General features: G+C 53.5%; 17 protein-coding genes. 6 read left to right on the forward strand and 11 right to left on the reverse strand.

What is annotated here, in order from left to right; translation table 11 throughout:
- The first annotated feature begins 49 nt into the window (after positions 1–49).
- The 4 genes from rcsF (at position 50) to HV229_RS20505 (ending at position 3867) form a co-directional block, all read left to right on the forward strand.
- Positions 50–454: an Rcs stress response system protein RcsF gene (rcsF, locus tag HV229_RS20490; RefSeq protein WP_016151780.1), complete on the forward strand. Its 405-nt coding sequence runs from the start codon at positions 50–52 to the stop codon at positions 452–454.
- Positions 451–1158 (forward strand): tRNA (N6-threonylcarbamoyladenosine(37)-N6)-methyltransferase TrmO, encoded by a 708-nt coding sequence (gene tsaA, locus HV229_RS20495; RefSeq protein WP_019078410.1) that lies wholly within the window; start codon positions 451–453, stop codon positions 1156–1158. Before rcsF ends, tsaA begins: the two co-directional genes overlap by 4 nt.
- 113 nt (positions 1159–1271) lie before the next feature.
- Complete coding sequence (gene proS, locus HV229_RS20500) at positions 1272–2990, forward strand: proline--tRNA ligase (protein WP_016151778.1); 1719 nt, start codon at positions 1272–1274, stop codon at positions 2988–2990.
- A 52-nt stretch (positions 2991–3042) separates the two neighbouring features.
- The gene (locus HV229_RS20505; protein WP_053389214.1) at positions 3043–3867 is read left to right on the forward strand and encodes a YaeF family permuted papain-like enzyme; all 825 of its coding nucleotides are present in this window, start codon (positions 3043–3045) and stop codon (positions 3865–3867) included.
- Positions 3868–3914: 47 nt separating this feature from the next.
- On the opposite strand, the gene nlpE is transcribed toward HV229_RS20505, so the two are convergent.
- Genes nlpE through HV229_RS20520 form a run of 3 tightly spaced genes read right to left on the reverse strand, consistent with a single transcriptional unit; the run spans position 3915 to position 5611 of the window.
- Complete coding sequence (gene nlpE, locus HV229_RS20510) at positions 3915–4616, reverse strand: envelope stress response activation lipoprotein NlpE (protein WP_087121852.1); 702 nt, start codon at positions 4614–4616, stop codon at positions 3915–3917.
- Between the two features lie 30 nt (positions 4617–4646).
- Positions 4647–5069 (reverse strand): alternative ribosome rescue aminoacyl-tRNA hydrolase ArfB, encoded by a 423-nt coding sequence (gene arfB / locus HV229_RS20515; RefSeq protein ID WP_016151775.1) that lies wholly within the window; start codon positions 5067–5069, stop codon positions 4647–4649.
- Complete coding sequence (locus HV229_RS20520) at positions 5069–5611, reverse strand: YaeQ family protein (RefSeq protein ID WP_016151774.1); 543 nt, start codon at positions 5609–5611, stop codon at positions 5069–5071. The genes arfB and HV229_RS20520 overlap by 1 nt, the downstream gene beginning before the upstream one ends.
- 188 nt (positions 5612–5799) lie before the next feature.
- Between HV229_RS20520 and HV229_RS20525 the strand changes: the two genes are divergently transcribed.
- Together HV229_RS20525 and rof are read left to right on the forward strand one after the other, a co-directional pair.
- Positions 5800–6000 carry a YaeP family protein gene (locus HV229_RS20525; RefSeq protein WP_003018499.1) on the forward strand — a complete coding sequence of 67 codons (201 nt, stop codon included), beginning with the start codon at positions 5800–5802 and terminating at the stop codon, positions 5998–6000.
- Positions 5987–6247, forward strand: coding sequence for a Rho-binding antiterminator (rof, locus tag HV229_RS20530; RefSeq protein ID WP_016151773.1), 261 nt, complete (start codon positions 5987–5989; stop codon positions 6245–6247). Before HV229_RS20525 ends, rof begins: the two co-directional genes overlap by 14 nt.
- Positions 6248–6301: 54 nt before the next feature.
- Here rof and tilS read toward each other — a convergent pair whose 3' ends face one another.
- The 8 genes from tilS to lpxA all read right to left on the reverse strand — a co-directional run bounded on the left by tilS (position 6302) and on the right by lpxA (position 17358).
- Positions 6302–7594 carry a tRNA lysidine(34) synthetase TilS gene (gene tilS, locus HV229_RS20535; protein WP_181546258.1) on the reverse strand — a complete coding sequence of 431 codons (1293 nt, stop codon included), beginning with the start codon at positions 7592–7594 and terminating at the stop codon, positions 6302–6304.
- Positions 7595–7655: 61 nt separating this feature from the next.
- Positions 7656–8045, reverse strand: a complete 390-nt coding sequence (locus HV229_RS20540) for a VOC family protein (RefSeq protein WP_016151771.1) — start codon at positions 8043–8045, stop codon at positions 7656–7658.
- 66 nt (positions 8046–8111) lie between these two features.
- A complete protein-coding gene (gene ldcC, locus HV229_RS20545) occupies positions 8112–10250 on the reverse strand; it encodes a lysine decarboxylase LdcC (protein WP_046275340.1) in 2139 nt (712 codons plus the stop codon).
- A gap of 99 nt (positions 10251–10349) precedes the next feature.
- Positions 10350–11309: an acetyl-CoA carboxylase carboxyl transferase subunit alpha gene (gene accA / locus HV229_RS20550; protein ID WP_003018513.1), complete on the reverse strand. Its 960-nt coding sequence runs from the start codon at positions 11307–11309 to the stop codon at positions 10350–10352.
- Between the two features lie 12 nt (positions 11310–11321).
- On the reverse strand, positions 11322–14804 hold the full coding sequence (gene dnaE, locus HV229_RS20555) for a DNA polymerase III subunit alpha (RefSeq protein WP_047358503.1): 3483 nt from the start codon (positions 14802–14804) through the stop codon (positions 11322–11324).
- 24 nt (positions 14805–14828) lie between these two features.
- Complete coding sequence (gene rnhB / locus HV229_RS20560; protein WP_181546260.1) at positions 14829–15425, reverse strand: ribonuclease HII; 597 nt, start codon at positions 15423–15425, stop codon at positions 14829–14831.
- Entirely contained in the window at positions 15422–16570 is a 1149-nt protein-coding gene (lpxB, locus tag HV229_RS20565) for a lipid-A-disaccharide synthase (protein ID WP_181546262.1), read from the reverse strand. Before lpxB ends, rnhB begins: the two co-directional genes overlap by 4 nt.
- Complete coding sequence (gene lpxA / locus HV229_RS20570) at positions 16570–17358, reverse strand: acyl-ACP--UDP-N-acetylglucosamine O-acyltransferase (protein ID WP_003018525.1); 789 nt, start codon at positions 17356–17358, stop codon at positions 16570–16572. The genes lpxB and lpxA overlap by 1 nt, the downstream gene beginning before the upstream one ends.
- Between the last annotated feature and the right edge of the window lies 1 nt (position 17359).

Genomic DNA, 17359 nt, shown 5'->3' on the forward strand with positions numbered 1-17359 from the left:
AGCACCTGATTCAATATCTGACGTTTAGATCATTCATTGAGGAAATATTATGCGTGCTTTACCGATCTGTTTAGTAGCACTCATGCTGAGCGGCTGTTCTATGTTAAGCAGATCCCCTGTTGAACCCGTTCAAAGCACCGCTACCCCGCCTAAAGCGGAGCCGGAAAAACCCAAAGCACCGCGCGCGGCGCCGGTAAGAATCATTACTAACGCTGAAGATTTAGTTGGCAAACCGTTCCGCGATCTCGGCGAAGTCAGCGGCGAATCCTGCCAGGCATCCAACCAGGATTCTCCACCGAGCATTCCAACCGCACGCAAACGCATGCAGATTAACGCATCTAAAATGAAAGCAAATGCGGTATTGCTGCACAGTTGCGAAGTAACCAGCGGAACGCCGGGTTGCTATCGCCAGGCGGTTTGCATCGGTTCTGCACTGAACATTTCGGCGAAATGAGCCATTTTCAGTTCGAGCAAATAGGCGTTATCCGCTCACCTTATAAAGAAAAGTTCGCCGTTCCACGCCAGCCAGGTCTGGTGAAAAGTGCCAGCGGTGAACTGCATTTGCTCGCACCTTATAACCAGGCCGATGCCGTTCGCGGCCTGGAAGCCTTCAGCCATTTGTGGGTGATTTTTGTTTTTCACCAGACAATGGATGGCGGATGGCGTCCAACCGTGCGCCCTCCCCGTCTTGGCGGCAATGCCAGAATGGGCGTCTTTGCCACGCGTTCAACGTTTCGTCCGAACCCTGTTGGCATGTCGTTGGTTGAGCTGCGGGGCATCCGTTGCCATAAAGAGCACGTAATCCTTGAGCTCGGCGGGCTGGATCTTGTTGATGGCACGCCGGTAGTGGATATAAAACCGTATCTGCCGTTTGCCGAATCGCTGCCTGATGCTCGCGCCAGCTATGCTCAGGACGCGCCGCAGGCCAGTGTAGACGTGACGTTCAGTGAAGAGCTCGCTGAGCAACTCCCAAAGCTCGAACAGCGTTACCCGCATCTTCGTCAGTTTATTGCCGAAGTGCTGGCGCAGGATCCGCGTCCTGCCTACCGTAAAAACGAGGAAGAAGGCAAAACCTATGCCGTCTGGTTGCTGGACTTTAACGTCCGCTGGCGCGTGACGCCGTCAGGATTTGAGGTCTTTGCTCTGGAAGCCCGCTAATTTGCATCGCGTACTCTTTTGACATCCCCTTCTCGCTGGTAAACTAAACCACTTTTGTTTTGTGCCAGGCTCATTTTGAGCCTGTTCGATCGTTCAACTGGAACCGTAACAACATGCGTACTAGCCAATATCTGCTCTCCACTCTGAAGGAGACACCTGCCGACGCCGAGGTTATCAGCCACCAGCTGATGCTGCGCGCCGGGATGATCCGCAAGCTGGCCTCTGGGTTATATACCTGGCTGCCGACCGGCGTGCGCGTCCTGAAAAAAGTCGAAAACATCGTGCGTGAAGAGATGAACAACGCCGGTGCGATCGAGGTGTTGATGCCGGTCGTTCAGCCTTCTGAACTGTGGGAAGAGAGCGGCCGTTGGGAACAATACGGCCCGGAACTGCTGCGTATTGCTGACCGTGGCGATCGTTCGTTCGTACTCGGCCCAACGCATGAAGAAGTGATCACCGACCTGATCCGTAATGAGCTGAGCTCTTACAAACAGCTGCCGCTGAACTTCTATCAGATCCAGACCAAATTCCGTGACGAAGTGCGTCCGCGCTTCGGCGTGATGCGTTCCCGCGAATTCCTGATGAAAGATGCCTACTCTTTCCACACCTCTCAGGAATCTCTGCAGGAAACCTACGACGCGATGTACGCTGCGTACAGCAAAATCTTCAGCCGTATGGGGCTGGATTTCCGTGCGGTACAAGCGGATACCGGTTCTATCGGCGGCAGCGCCTCTCACGAATTCCAGGTGCTGGCGCAGAGCGGTGAAGACGATGTGATCTTCTCTGACTCTTCCGACTATGCGGCAAACATCGAGTTTGCCGAAGCTGTTGCACCGAAAGAACCGCGCGCCGCTGCAACGCAGGAAATGACGCTGGTTGATACGCCGAACGCTAAAACCATCGCCGAGCTGGTTGAACAATTCAACCTGCCTATCGAGAAAACCGTGAAAACCCTGCTGGTGAAAGCGGTTGAAGGCAGCAGCTACCCGCTGGTTGCGCTGCTGGTTCGTGGCGATCACGAGCTGAACGAAGTCAAGGCGGAAAAACTGCCGCAGGTTGCCAGCCCGCTGACCTTCGCCACCGAAGAAGAAATTCGTGCGCTGGTTAAAGCAGGTCCAGGATCTCTGGGTCCGGTGAACATGCCTATTCCGGTGGTTATCGACCGTACCGTTGCGGTAATGAGCGATTTTGCTGCCGGTGCCAACATCGACGGTAAACACTATTTCGGTATCAACTGGGATCGCGATGTGGCCACCCCGGAAGTGGCTGACATTCGTAACGTGGTCGCCGGCGATCCAAGCCCGGATGGCAAAGGTACGCTGATGATCAAACGCGGTATCGAAGTGGGCCACATCTTCCAGTTGGGTACCAAGTACTCTGAAGCGATGAAAGCCGCCGTTCAGGGAGAAGATGGTCGTAACCAGACGCTGACCATGGGCTGCTACGGTATCGGGGTCACTCGCGTTGTGGCTGCTGCGATTGAACAGAACTACGACGATCGCGGCATTGTATGGCCAGACGCCATTGCCCCGTTCCAGGTTGCTATTCTGCCGATGAACATGCACAAATCCTACCGTGTGCAGGAGCTGGCTGAAAAGCTGTACGCGGAGCTGCGCGCGCAGGGTATTGAAGTGCTGATGGACGATCGTAAAGAGCGTCCAGGCGTGATGTTTGCTGATATGGAGCTCATCGGTATTCCGCATACCATCGTGCTGGGCGACCGTAACCTCGACAACGACGATATCGAATACAAATACCGTCGTAACGGCGAGAAAGAGCTGATTAAAACCGGCGACATCGTCGACTACCTGGTCAAAGCTATTAAAGGCTAATACCAGCACAAGGCCCTGAGGATCAGGGCCTTTTTTACATGGATTGTATAAAATGGCTAAACCAACGGCGTATTACCGCCTGCTCCTCCCCTTCGTTCTTCTGCTTTCAGCCTGCACGATTGACGTCAGTCAGCAAAATTCATCAGCAACCGCTGTTGATGCCCAGGCAAAGAAATGGGAGATAAAACTCCAGCATCAAAGCTCATTTACCGATCAAGCGCTGCATGAAATTACGGATACCGACCTCAGGCCGGGCGACCTGCTGTTTTCCTCTAGTCTTGGGGTGACCTCATTTGGTATTCGCGCGTTCAGCACCTCTTCTGTCAGCCATGTCGCCGTTTACCTTGGCGATAATGAAGTTGCCGAAGCGACCGGGGCGGGAGTACAAATCATTTCGCTTAAAAAGGCTGAAAATCACAGCGATAAGCTTTTTGCTCTGCGGGTCCCCAACCTCACACCGCAGCAGGCCGAAGAAATCAAAACATTCGCTTATAAAATCAAAGATAGCGGCTATAACTACCGCGGCATCGTCGAATTTATTCCGTTTATGGTGACCCGGCAAATATGTTCATTGAATCCTTTCTCAGAGGATTTTCGCCAGCAATGCGTCAGCGGGCTGGCAAAAGCACAGTTGAACAATACCAGCGAAGGAGAAAAGAAGGCGTGGTTTTGCTCCGAATTCGTAACCGATGCGTTTGCCACAGCCGGGCATCCGCTAACAATGGCGCAGCCGGGTTGGATTAGCCCTTCCGACCTGATGCATATGCGCGAAGGTGACATTTCCGCGTTTAAGTCTGAAACGCAGCTACAGTATATCGGCCACCTGAAGTTAGGGATTTATATCAAAACCAGCCGTTTTGTTGGATTGATCCGATAAGAAAAAACTGTCCGGGCGATCGCCGGACAGTTTTTATAAGCTGCAGATTAATCATCGCAACTCTGGCCAGGGATAAACTTAATTTCTTTATCCGCTCTTAAGGTTTTCACTGGCGTGCCTGTATCAGGATTTTCTTCCATCGTGAAGTGCCCTTCCACAGTAAGCAGAACTGCCTTATCCGTTGCACCACGCGCAGTCAGATAATCTCGCTCCAGTTGTGCATTGTTCGCGACAGAGACTCTTTTACCCGTCGCACAATCAGTGAAGGTTGCCGCGTCAGCCATATAGAAGTACATGCCCCGCATCGGCATTGGCGTCACCGGTAAGCTGGCGGAAACTGGCTCAAGCGTGTAGTTGAACTGTGACTCAATCGGGTTACCTTCACGATCGAGCATCTCCAGCGCTTCACCTTTTGCCCGGTAGTACGACTTCTCACCTTTGCTGTCAGTCAGCACCAGCTTATCGGCAGTGCGCGCCCATGTACCATAAGAAGCAAAGGAGGACGGTTCATCTCGCACGCCCTGATAGCGTTCATTCATCACCCATGTGCCGTCTTTTTCCAGGAACAGAGAGGTTTCAATTCCTTCGCAGTCCGCGCAAGGCAAAATGCCACGCCAGCTTTGCTGCATCGGTTTTAATTCTGCCGCCCGCGTCGGCTGTAGTACATCGACTTCAGTACGGTTGTTACAGCCGATCAAGGAAAAAAGCGTGCATGCAGCGACCACGGACAATATTGCTGTTTTCACTATGAATTCCTTATAATTTTTTATTCCCGCTCGTCAGTCTTGCGTTCGACGAACTCTCCCACGCAGTGCTTTCACTGTGGATTTTTGCGCCTTCGATGACAACCTGCGCTCTTTCGAGGCGCGCGTAGGACGTGTTGCCTGTCGGCTTTTTTGCACCGCGGTTAATTCTTTTATCACCGCCACCAGTCGGGAGATTGCCGCTTCCCGATTTAGCTCCTGGCTACGGTATTCCTGCGCCTTTATGATAATAACGCCATCGCTGCTAATCAGATGATGGCTGGCGGCCAGCAGACGTTCCTTGTAATACTCTGGCAGGCCTGAGGCCCGAATGTCAAAGCGCAAATGGATAGCCGTGGAGGTCTTGTTAACGTGCTGACCGCCCGCGCCCTGTGCCCGAATCGCCGTGATTTCCAGCTCACTGTCAGGGATAGAGACGTTTCGGGAGATAACAATCATCAACGCGGCTGCCACGCGGTCAGATGAATTTCCAGATTGTTCTGAGAATCAGACAGCCAGATAGCGCCATCCTGGATAGTTGCCTGCAGCGCCATTGTACGACCAGCAAAATCACTCAGTTGCGCCAGCTGTTCATCATCCAGATACCACACGGTGAGATTTTTAAACTGCGCACACTTGTTCTGGTTTTGCTGCCACCAGATCTGGGCCGCACGGCTGTTGTAAGTAAACAGAGCAACCTCACCAGACTGGGTACAGGCTTTTTTAATACGACGCTCATCCGGCAGACCCAGTTCAATCCAGAGATCGATGCCCAGATGGTCGTTACGCAGCCATGCTTCAGGCTCGTCTTCAGCACTCAGGCCACGCGTGAACTGCAGCCGTTCATCGGCATATTTAATCCAGGCCAGCAGGCGCAGCATCATGCGCTCCTGGGTTTCAGAGGGATGACGCGCCAGCGTCAAGGCCGCGTCAAGGAACTGGTTGCGGTCGAGATCCGCTACGTTGACGACGGCTTTATAAATTGTCGCTTTAAGCGCCATGAGAGAACTCCTTTCGAATCAGGCGCTCATTGTAGCGAAAACCGCGGCAAAAGGCTGCTAACAGCTCCTCAATCAAGGCGCTGATATTGCTTGAATGAGTATGGTATAGTCACCTTGCTAAACAGAGTTTATCTTCGTAGGCTTAGACTTGCATCCACGGTTAAGTCAGAGTGCTGACAGGAGGGCATGTGGAAAAATATTGTGAGTTAATACGCAAGCGGTACGCGGAAATCGCCAGCGGAGACTTAGGGTATATCCCGGATGCGCTGGGTTGCGTATTGAAGGTGCTTAATGAAGTGGCGGCAGACAGCGCCCTTCCAGAGTCGGTCAGGGAAAAAGCGGCCTATGCTGCCGCCAACTTACTGGTGAGCGATTATGTCAATGAATGAAACGTATCAACCCATCAATTGTGATGATTACGACAATCTTGAACTCGCCTGCCAGAACCATTTGTTACTGACGCTGGCGCTAAAAGATGGCGAAGTTTTGCAGGCGAAAGCGAATGACCTGGTTTCACGCAAAAACGTGGAGTATCTGGTCGCAGATGTCGCAGGTGAAATCCGGGAGCTTCGTCTCGATAAAATTGCCAGCTTCAGCCACCCGCAAATCGGTACCGTGGTCGTCAGCGAATCTTAACTTTTCTTGCACCTTATCAGGCCTAAATGACCAGGCCTGATAATCGCACCGCCATCAGGCATGCCAAATCAGACTAATACCTTCTTCATCTACCGCCGCACCCTCACGCGTCACAAAAACACCCGCAGCCGCAATCAACGTTTCACCGTAAAACAACAACGGCGTGGTATCTCGTCTCCAAGGCGGGATCCCCTGCTCCTGCCAGATTTTCTTTAATTTACGTCCACCGTTACGCCCGACAATATGCAATACGCCTGGCGCTTTAAAACGAATACTGACGGCTTCACCTGCTTGCGGCATGCGCAATTCGCCAGCAGAGATTAGCTGCACCGAGCCTAACCCGGCTGGCAGCGTCAACGGCGTTTCCCGGCATGACCACGGGATGACTGTTTCGCTTTGCCCGTCGACCGATTTAACCCACCATAGCTGTGACTGATAGCGACGGACCTCATATTCTCCTAGACGAAAACAGGGGGAAGCATCTTCTCGCGCCAACGCCACTTCCTGCCAGATACGTTCCAGCCCGTCCCGGGAAGGCATCGGCGCATTTAACCCCGCCAGCCAGCGACGCAGCAGAGCGGCACGCCGCACGCCACTCATCATCATTAACGGTGCCAGTAACAGCGTGCCTTGGGCAGTCACGCAGTCGGCTAAATCATTGGCCAGCAGTTCATCCAGTAAACTCTCCTGCTCGGCGCACAGCGCGGCGCTACGGGCTGCGGCTTGCGCGAAGTGCGGCCATCGTTGTTGGAGCAACGGGGTAACGCGCAATCTGAGAAAATTGCGATCGTAGGCATCATCCTGATTACTTTCATCTTCGATCCAGCATAATTCATGCTGTCGCGCCCATACTTCAAGCGCCTCTCGCGTTTGCGCCAGCAGCGGTCGAATCAGTTGGGTTCCGGCAAATGGTGAGCTTTCGCCCATGGCGGAAAGCCCGGCAGGACCACTGCCGCGCTTAAGCGCCAGTAGAAAGGTTTCACACTGGTCGTCGAGATGCTGGGCGGTCATCAGCACTTCACCCGGTAGTAAGGTCTGCGCAAATGCCTGATAGCGCGCGCGTCGCGCCTGAGCTTCGATGCCCAGACCATCATCCTCAAGTTGGACCCGTTCAACCACCAGCGGCACCTGCCACTGTGCGCATACCGACTCACAGTGTTGCACCCAACTGTCTGCCTGCGGGCTTAATCCGTGATGAATATGGATTGCACGCAAGGCAACCTCAGGATTTTGCGCTCGCCACAGTACCAGCTGATGCAGCAGCACGGTGGAGTCCAGCCCGCCGCTAAAGGCGACCAGAATCGATTGAGAATTTAGCAGTGAAGTGTTCAGCGTGAGTGTCGTCATGATGGTTACTTACAAGGGCATTGCCCGGCACATTGCCAGGCTAATGCCACAATGATAAGACTTACAGCTCGTACAGTTCGAGCGGTAATCCGTCCGGATCGTTAAAAAACGTAAAGCGTTTGCCGGTAAACGGATCGATACGCACGGATTCGCACTTCACGTGGTGAGCTTCCAGATGCGCGATCGCTTTTTCCACGTCATCTACGCTGAACGCCAGATGGCGTAAACCGCAGGCTTCCGGTCGGCTCGGACGGCAAGGCGGAAATGGAAAAGAAAAAAGCTCAATCACATACTGACCGTTCAATGCCAGATCACCTTTCCACGAGTCACGTTCTTCCCGGTAGGCTTCGCTGATTAGCGTAAAGCCAAGCACATCACAGTAAAATGCCTTACTCGCCGCGTAGTCCGTCGCAATAATGGCAATATGGTGAACCTGTTTTAATCCCAGCATAGCGTCATCGCCTCTTTCGTTTTTCTGCCAGCACATTACTCGTGCGTAATGGGTTCACGCAAGTCGTCATGCCATTTTTAGGACTCGCACGCGATACACGCCATCTTCACCCAGTTTAGCGCCATGGATATCGGTTTCAAATCCAGGATAGTGATGGCCCACTGAACACAACATCAGCAGAAAATCGAGTACAGCCCGGCTTTTGGCCGTGATCATTTCCCCGGGCATCAAGAGCGGCACACCGGGAGGATAAGGCAGAATCATATTGGCAGAAATGCGCCCCACCAGTTGGTCGAGCGCCACCGTTTCGACCTCACCTTTGATCTGCCGCTGCCAGGCCTGGTGCGGGGTCATTTTCATTTCCGGTAAGGTATCAAATGCCCGCAGCATCAGCCCGGAGAGATCGTGCTGGCGGATCAGCTTATGGATCCCCTGCGCCAGATCCTGAATACGCATATTACGATAGAAATCGGGATCTTCGGCATACAGATCCGGCAGTATATTTTTCACGCGTAAATTCAGATCGTACGAGCGTTTAAATTCCGTCAGGCCGCGCAGTAGTCCCATCGCCCGGGTTTTATCAATGCCAATACTGAACAGGAACAAGAGATTATACGGTCCCGTTTTCTCGACAACGACGCCGCGCTCATCAAGGAATTTCGCCACCAGCGCCGCAGGGATCCCCTCTTCACTCATATTTCCCTGTTCATCCATTCCCGGCGTAAGAATGGTGACCTTCACCGGGTCGAGGAACATATGGTCGGCGTCAGCATCAACAAATCCGTGCCAGTCTTCACCAGGCGCTACCGGCCAGCACTCCGCCTCATCTACCCTTTCCGGCTGCCAGATATCAAAGAACCAGCCATCCGACTCTTCGCGTAGCCGCTGCACTTCTTTACGGAAATGCAGCGCCCGCTCCACCGAACGATTGATTAACCGCTTGCCTGAATTGCCACGCAGCATTGCCGCCGCCGTTTCTATCGACGCGACAATCGGGTAGCTCGGAGAAGTGGAGGTGTGCATCATAAAGGCTTCGTTGAACGTCTCTTCGTCGTAGTCGCCCTTAATGTGGATCAGAGAAGCCTGTGATAGTGCCGCCAGCATCTTGTGGGTTGACTGGGTTTCAAAAATCACTTTCCCTGGCACCCGTTCGCCGCTCATCCCGCTTTTCCCCTGATAGATCGGGTGAAAATGGGTATACGGCACCCAGGCAGAATCAAAATGAATGGAGGGCACATCCAGGGTTTGCTTGATCCAGTTGGTGTTATACAACAGGCCGTCATAGGTGGAATTGGTGATCACCGCGTGTACCGGCCATAGTGCCTGAGGGGTCTCTTCTACCTTGCGTTCAATGCTTGCGCGGGTGAATTCCCGACGAGGTATACCGCCGAGGATCCCCAGCGCATTGCGCGTAGGCTTCAGCCAGATTGGCACCACATCGCTCATCATTAGCAAATGCGCCAGCGACTTATGACAGTTGCGATCAATCAGTAGCGTACTGCCTGAAGGCGCGGCATACATGCCGACAATCTTGTTCGACGTCGAGGTGCCGTTGGTCACCATATAGCTCTGCTCGGCGCCAAAGGTGCGCGCGATATACTCCTCCGCTTCCAGATGCGGGCCGGTATGATCCAGCAGCGAACCCAGTTCAGTCACGGAAATAGACACGTCGGCCTTCAGCGTATTGCCGCCAAAGAAATCATAGAACAGGCAGCCTACCGGGCTTTTCTGATACGCCGTTCCCGCCATATGTCCGGGCGTGCAGAAGGTGTACTTTCCTTCCTTCACATAGGTAAACAGCGCCTTGGTGAAAGGAGGCGTGATATTATCGAGGTATTCGCTGGTGTACTGACGGATGCGGGTTGCAATATCTTCAGACTGGCCCAGCGCATACTCAAAAAACCACAGCGCCATGCGCAGGTCGTGCGCGCTGACATCCATCGTCGAATGAGTATTAATAAAGGCGTAGAGCGGGAGATACTCGTTGAGCTGGTTGATGTCACTGCACAGATCCAGGCTGTATTCATCCCAGTCAAAAATGACACCGCAAATTCGTGGGTTATGTTCGATAAACTTAAGCAGGTCGACGCTATTCTGCGGCCAGATAATCTGAAACCCCTGCTGTTGCAGCGCACGCTCAAGTTCCTTGATGGGCTCATCTTTATAAAAGACGCCATGCGGTCCCATGATGGCAATGATATTCATGCGTTCCTCCTGGAAAAACCTTAGTTAATCATAGCCTGGTGAAACCACAGGTAAAAAAAAGGGCCACAGCGTTGTGGCCCTTTTCAGAATTAATGCAGTTTACGCGTAACCGTAGCTCATCAGACGCTGGTAACGACGGTTTTTCAAATCATCTTTGCTTAACACGTCGAGGTCGGCGAGATCGGCCAGCAGTTGTGCTTTCAGGGACGCAGCCATCACTTCCGGGTTGCGGTGCGCGCCGCCCAGCGGTTCCGGGATGATAGAGTCGATAAGCTTCAGCTCTTTCAGACGCGGCGCGATAATCCCCATCGCTTCTGCGGCCAGCGGCGCTTTGTCGGCGCTTTTCCACAGAATGGAGGCACAACCTTCCGGGGAGATAACGGAATAGGTGCTGTATTGCAGCATATTCACTTTATCGCCTACGCCGATCGCCAGCGCGCCGCCGGAACCACCTTCACCAATAACGGTGCAGATTACCGGTACGCTCAGACGCGACATTTCACGCAGGTTGCGCGCAATCGCTTCAGACTGACCACGTTCTTCCGCGCCCACGCCCGGATAAGCCCCTGGGGTGTCGATGAAAGTAATGATCGGCATATTGAAACGCTCGGCCATTTCCATCAGACGCAGCGCTTTGCGATAGCCTTCCGGTGCCGGCATGCCGAAATTACGACGAATTTTTTCTTTGGTCTCACGGCCTTTCTGATGACCAATGATCATCACCGGACGGCCATCCAGACGCGCGATGCCGCCGACAATAGCTTTATCATCCGCATAGGCACGATCGCCCGCCAGCTCATCAAATTCATCAAATGCCAGGCGGACATAATCCAGGGTGTACGGACGCTGTGGATGGCGCGCCAGCTGGGCTACCTGCCATGCGCCAAGATCGGCGAAGATTTTACGCGTCAGCTCTACGCTTTTTTCACGCAGACGATGCACTTCTTCATCGATGTTAATATCCAGTTTCTCATCCTGACGGCTAACCGCAGTCAGAGAATCGATTTTTGCTTCCAGCTCTGCAATCGGCTGTTCAAAATCAAGGAAATTCAGACTCATAGTATTCCTGTATTAGTCAAACTCCAGTTCCACCTGCTCCGAACCAATAAGGCCACGGAGATCGTTTAGCAAACGATCGCTCGGAGAGACACGCCACGTTGCGCCAAAACGCAATCGCGCACGTGCATCCGCCCTCTGATAGTAGAGATGTACTGGAATTGTCCCCGAGCGGTGGGGTTCCAGAGACTGACGGAGTCGGTTTAAAAGCTGGTCATCAATTTGCCTGTCCGTCAGCGAGATAGCAAGCCCGCGAGCATATTTTTCCCGGGCTTCGTCAATATCCATGACTTCACGGGCCATCATTTTAAGCCCGCCGCTGAAGTCATCAAAGCTGACCTGTCCGCTGACGATAAGTATGCGGTCTTTTTCCAGCAATTGCTGGTATTTATCCAGGGCGTCGGTAAACAACATAACTTCCAGACGCCCGGAACGGTCATCCAGGGTACAGATGCCGATACGATTGCCGCGCTTGGTGACCATTACCCGCGCAGCAATGACGAGCCCCGCAGCCGTGGTGACTTTACCACGTTCTGTCGGATGCATGTCTTTCAGCCTGTGGCCTCCAACATAGCGCTCAATTTCTTTTAAATACTGGTTGATGGGGTGTCCCGTCAGGTAAAGCCCTAACGTTTCACGTTCCCCTTCTAATACCACCTGCTCCGGCCACGGTGTACAGTTAGCATAAGACTGTTCAATTTGTTCCGGCTCTTCAGCCAGCACGCCAAACATGTCCGCCTGGCCCGTTGCCTCGGCTTTCGCATGCTGATCGGCGGCTTTTAGCGCATCGTTGAGCGAATTCATCAGCGCCGCACGATGCGGACCAAGGCGGTCAAACGCCCCGGACATGATTAACTTTTCCAGCACCCGGCGGTTGAGTTTTTTGATGTCCGTGCGCGCACAGAGATCAAACAGCTCGCGGAAGTAACCGCCTTCGTTGCGCGCCTCAATAATAGCTTCAATTGGCCCTTCACCCACGCCTTTTATCGCGCCGATGCCATAGACAATTTCGCCATCATCATTCACGTGAAAATGATAAAGCCCGGAGTTGATATCCGGCGGCAGGATTTTGAGCCCCATACGCCAGCATTCATCCACCAGCCCGACCACTTTCTCGGTGTTATCCATATCGGCGGTCATTACCGCCGCCATAAACTCGGCGGGGTAATGCGCCTTCAGCCATAGCGTCTGGTAAGAGACCAGCGCATAGGCAGCGGAGTGCGATTTGTTAAATCCGTAACCGGCGAATTTCTCCACCAGGTCAAAGATTTTCATCGCCAGTTCGCCGTCGACGCCGCGCTTTTTCGCCCCTTCTTCAAAGGTGCCGCGCTGCTTAGCCATCTCTTCCGGCTTTTTCTTACCCATCGCACGACGCAACATGTCCGCACCGCCAAGGGTATATCCGGACAACTCCTGGGCAATCTGCATAACCTGTTCCTGATACAGGATAATGCCGTAGGTCGGCTCCAGTACCGGTTTCAGACACTCATGCTGCCATTGTACGTCCGGGTAGGAAATCTCTTCGCGACCATGCTTACGGTCGATAAAGTTATCTACCATCCCCGACTGTAGCGGACCGGGACGGAACAGGGCCACCAGGGCGATCATATCTTCGAAGCAGTCAGGCTGCAGACGTTTGATAAGATCTTTCATGCCGCGGGATTCAAGCTGGAAGACCGCCGTGGTCTCCGAGCGTTGCAGCATGTCGAAGCTTTTCTTGTCATCCAGCGGGATAGCGGCGATATCCAGCGGCGGCTCGCCGTTCTTTTCACGGCGCGCGTTAATCATTTCCAGCGCCCAGTTGATGATGGTGAGCGTACGCAGGCCGAGGAAGTCGAACTTCACAAGGCCGGCATATTCCACGTCGTTCTTATCAAACTGAGTAACCGGGTGCAGCCCCTGTTCATCGCAGTACAGCGGCGCAAAATCGGTAATTTTGGTCGGCGCGATAACTACACCACCGGCGTGTTTACCGGCGTTACGCGTGACGCCTTCCAGCTTACGCGCCATATCGATCAGCGCTTTAACCTCTTCATCTGCCTCATAGATTTCCGGCAGTTGGGGTTCGGCTTCAAAGGCTTTTGCCAGCGTCATGCCCGGATCGGGTGGCACCAGTTTCGAAATACGGTCAACGAAGCCGTACGGGTGTCCCAGCACGCGCCCCACGTCACGGATAACCGCTTTGGCCGCCATCGTACCGAAGGTAATAATCTGCGAAACAGCATCACGACCGTACATTTCCGCCACGTGTTCAATTACCTGGTCGCGTTTCTCCATACAGAAGTCAACGTCGAAGTCGGGCATTGAGACACGTTCCGGGTTCAGGAATCGTTCGAACAGCAGGTCAAATTCCAGCGGATCCAGGTCGGTAATTTTCAGCGCATAGGCGACAAGCGAGCCGGCACCGGAACCACGTCCAGGGCCTACCGGTACGCCGTTATCTTTCGACCACTGGATAAATTCCATCACGATCAGGAAGTAGCCAGGAAATCCCATCTGGTTGATAACTTTAAGTTCAACTTCCAGACGTTCGTCATAAGGCGGGCGCTTCTGCGCGCGAACTTCAGGGTCCGGGAACAAAAACGCCAGACGTTCTTCCAGACCTTCGCGCGATTTCGCCACGAGGAAATCCTCGGTGGTCATATCACCGGTCGGGAACTGTGGCAGGAAATACTCACCCAGACGTACCGTCACGTTACAGCGCTTAGCTATCTCAACGGTGTTTTGCAGCGCTTCCGGAATATCGGAAAACAGCTCGCACATCTCATCTTCGCTACGCATGTACTGCTGCGGCGAATAATTACGCGGGCGTTTCGGGTCGTCAAGGGTGAACCCGTCATGGATTGCCACGCGGATTTCATGCGCGTCAAAATCACCGGTTTCAAGGAAACGAACATCGTTGGTCGCCACCACCGGAAGACCACGCCTTTCCGCCAGTTCTACCGCTGCATGCAGATAATTTTCTTCATCTTGCCTGCCGGTGCGGATAAGCTCGAGGAAGTAGCAATTTGGAAAATGTTCTTCGTAAAACGCTACGCACTCATCAACCAGTGCGCTATTACCGCGCAGCAGGCTGCGCCCAACGTCGCCCATGCGGCCGCCGGAGAGCAAAATCAAACCTTCTTTTAACTCGGCCAACCAATCCCGGTCAATGACCGGCCCTTCTGCGCCATAACCACGCTGATAGGCTTTCGATATCAACAACGTCAGGTTCTGATAGCCGGTATTGTTTGCGGCCAGCACGGTGAGCTGCGTGAGTTCATCGCCCAGCAGATCGCTACGGACATGAAAATCTGCGCCAACTATCGGCTTGATACCCGCACCGTGACCCGCTCCGTAAAACTTCACCAGACCACACAGGTTGGTAAAATCGGTGATCGCCAGCGCAGGCATGCCTAACGCGGCCGCCTTTTTCACCAGCGGCCCGGTTTTCGCCAGCCCATCGATCATGGAATAGTCGCTGTGCACCCGCAGGTGGACGAAACGAGGTTCAGACATCTTCAGATTCCTTCGACACAAGAATCAGGACGTGAGTCCCAGTGCGCGTTTGACGGGGCCAAAACTACGGCGATGGTGCTCTGTTGCGCCATGCATTGCCAACTTTTCCAGATGAAAAGCGGTTGGATAGCCTTTGTGCTGTGCAAAGCCATACTGCGGGAACACCGTATCCAGGGCCGCCATTTCAGCATCACGAGTGACTTTTGCCAGTATCGACGCCGCGCTAATCTCCGCCACACAGCTATCACCTTTTACCACCGCCAGCGATGGCACCGGTAATGCCGGGCAACGATTGCCGTCGATCAGTACGTATTCCGGCGCTATATGCAGACCCGCAACCGCACGCTGCATGGCCAGCATAGTGGCATGTAAAATATTCAACTCGTCGATTTCATGTGGTTCAGCACGCCCCAGGCTCCAGCTTAACGCTTTTTCTTTAATCTCATCGAATAGCGCCAGGCGACGTTTTTCCGACAGTTTTTTTGAGTCGTTAAGACCGATAATAGGGCGAGCCGGATCCAGAATGACGGCGGCAGTGACGACCGCGCCGACTAAAGGACCACGTCCAACTTCATCTACACCCGCCACTAAATGCGTATGCGGATATACAAATTCAATCATTGCGCTAACTCCAGGACCGCATCCGCCGCCTGCTCATCAGCGTTGCAACGGATCTGCTGATGCAGTTCACGGAATGTGTCGTGCATTGCATGGCTGGTTTTGCCATTCGCCAGCAACGGCAACAGCGCTTGCGACAGCGCCTGCGGTTCGCACTCTTCCTGCAACAGCTCTTTAACCAGTTCTCTTCCCGCCAGCAGGTTAGGTAGCGAAACGTAATCGGTCTTCACCAGACGCTTTGCCAGCCAGAAGGTGAAAGGTTTCATACGATAGCCAACCACCATCGGGCATTTTGCCAGCATACATTCCAGCGCAGCGGTGCCGGAAGCCAGCAGTGCGGCATCGCTGGCAACCATCGCTTCACGTCCCATCCCATTAAGCAGATGTACGGAAAGCTCCGGTGCAACTTCAGCTTTAATGCGCTCAAACTGCTCGCGACGTTTGGCATTCACCAACGGCACTACCACTTCGAGATCTGGATAATGCTGGCGTAACAACTGCGCCGTTTTCAGAAAATCGGCGCTGAGCATCTCCACTTCTGCGCCACGGCTTCCTGGCAATAGCGCCAGGCAGTGAGCGTCATGGGGAATACCCAGAGCATCGCGAGCCGCGTTTTTATCCGGGTCCAACGGCATGGCATCTGCCATGGTATGACCGATAAAGCGGCACGGGACGTTAAATTTGTCATAAAACGCTTTTTCGAAAGGCAGAAAGGCCAGCACCATATTGGTGGATCTGCCTATTTTGAAAACGCGTTTCTGTCGCCAGGCCCACACAGAGGGGCTGACGTAATGAATGGTTTTAATGCCCTGCTTTTTTAAGTTACCTTCGAGGGTAATATTGAAATCAGGCGCATCAATACCGACGAAAACATCCGGCTTTAAGTCGGTGAATCGGCGAGTGAGATCGGCGCGTATTTGCAGTAAACGGCGCAGGCGTCCGAGCACTTCAACAATGCCCATTACCGCCAGCTCTTCCATTTCGTACCAGGCTTCACAGCCTTCGGCCTGCATCAGCGGACCCGCCACGCCAACAAAACGCGCATTGGGAACGCGAGCCTTGAGTGCACGGATTAACCCTGCACCAAGAATATCGCCGGAGGTTTCTCCGGCGACGAGGGCAATCGTTAAAGGACGCTGCTCAGTCATTAACGAATCAGACCACGCGTTGAGCGCTCAAAGAAGTCGCTGAAAGCCTGAACTTCAGGGTACTGTTTCGCCAGTTCCGCGATTTCCGGTTTCACTTCTTCCAGCGTTTTACCGCTACGGTACAACGCTTTGTAGGCATTACGAATCGCGGTAATCGCTTCGCGGGTGAATCCACGACGCTTCAGACCTTCGATATTGACGCCAAATGGCGTTGCGTGGTTGCCCTGGGCGATAACGTATGGAGGCACGTCCTGAGCAACGCCAGAACAGCCACCAACCATCACATGCGCGCCGATGATGCAGAACTGATGCACCGCAGTCATACCGCCGATGATAACAAAATCATCCAGCGACACATGCCCGGCAAGCGTGGCGTTATTCGCCAGAATACAGCGGTTGCCTACCGTACAATCATGCGCGACGTGCGCATTAATCATCAGTAAGTTATCGCTGCCCACCTTCGTCACTCCACCGCCCTGCACTGTGCCACGATGAATGGTGACGCTTTCGCGGATGCGGTTGCGATCGCCAATTTCCACGCGGGTCGGTTCGCCAGCATATTTCAGATCCTGGTTAACTTCACCGATGGAGGCAAACTGATAGATCTCGTTATCGCGACCAATTTTTGTATGGCCATTCACGACAACGTGAGACTTCAGTACGGTACCCTCACCAATTTCAACATGGGGTCCAACAATACAAAATGGGCCAATGTGAGCGTTAGCGCCAATGCTGGCGCCTTCTTCCACAATGGCAGTTGGGTGAATAAAGGCGGATTTATCAATCACG

It is taken from the genome of Citrobacter sp. RHBSTW-00524 (assembly GCF_013747755.1).
Taxonomy (GTDB): domain Bacteria; phylum Pseudomonadota; class Gammaproteobacteria; order Enterobacterales; family Enterobacteriaceae; genus Citrobacter; species Citrobacter braakii.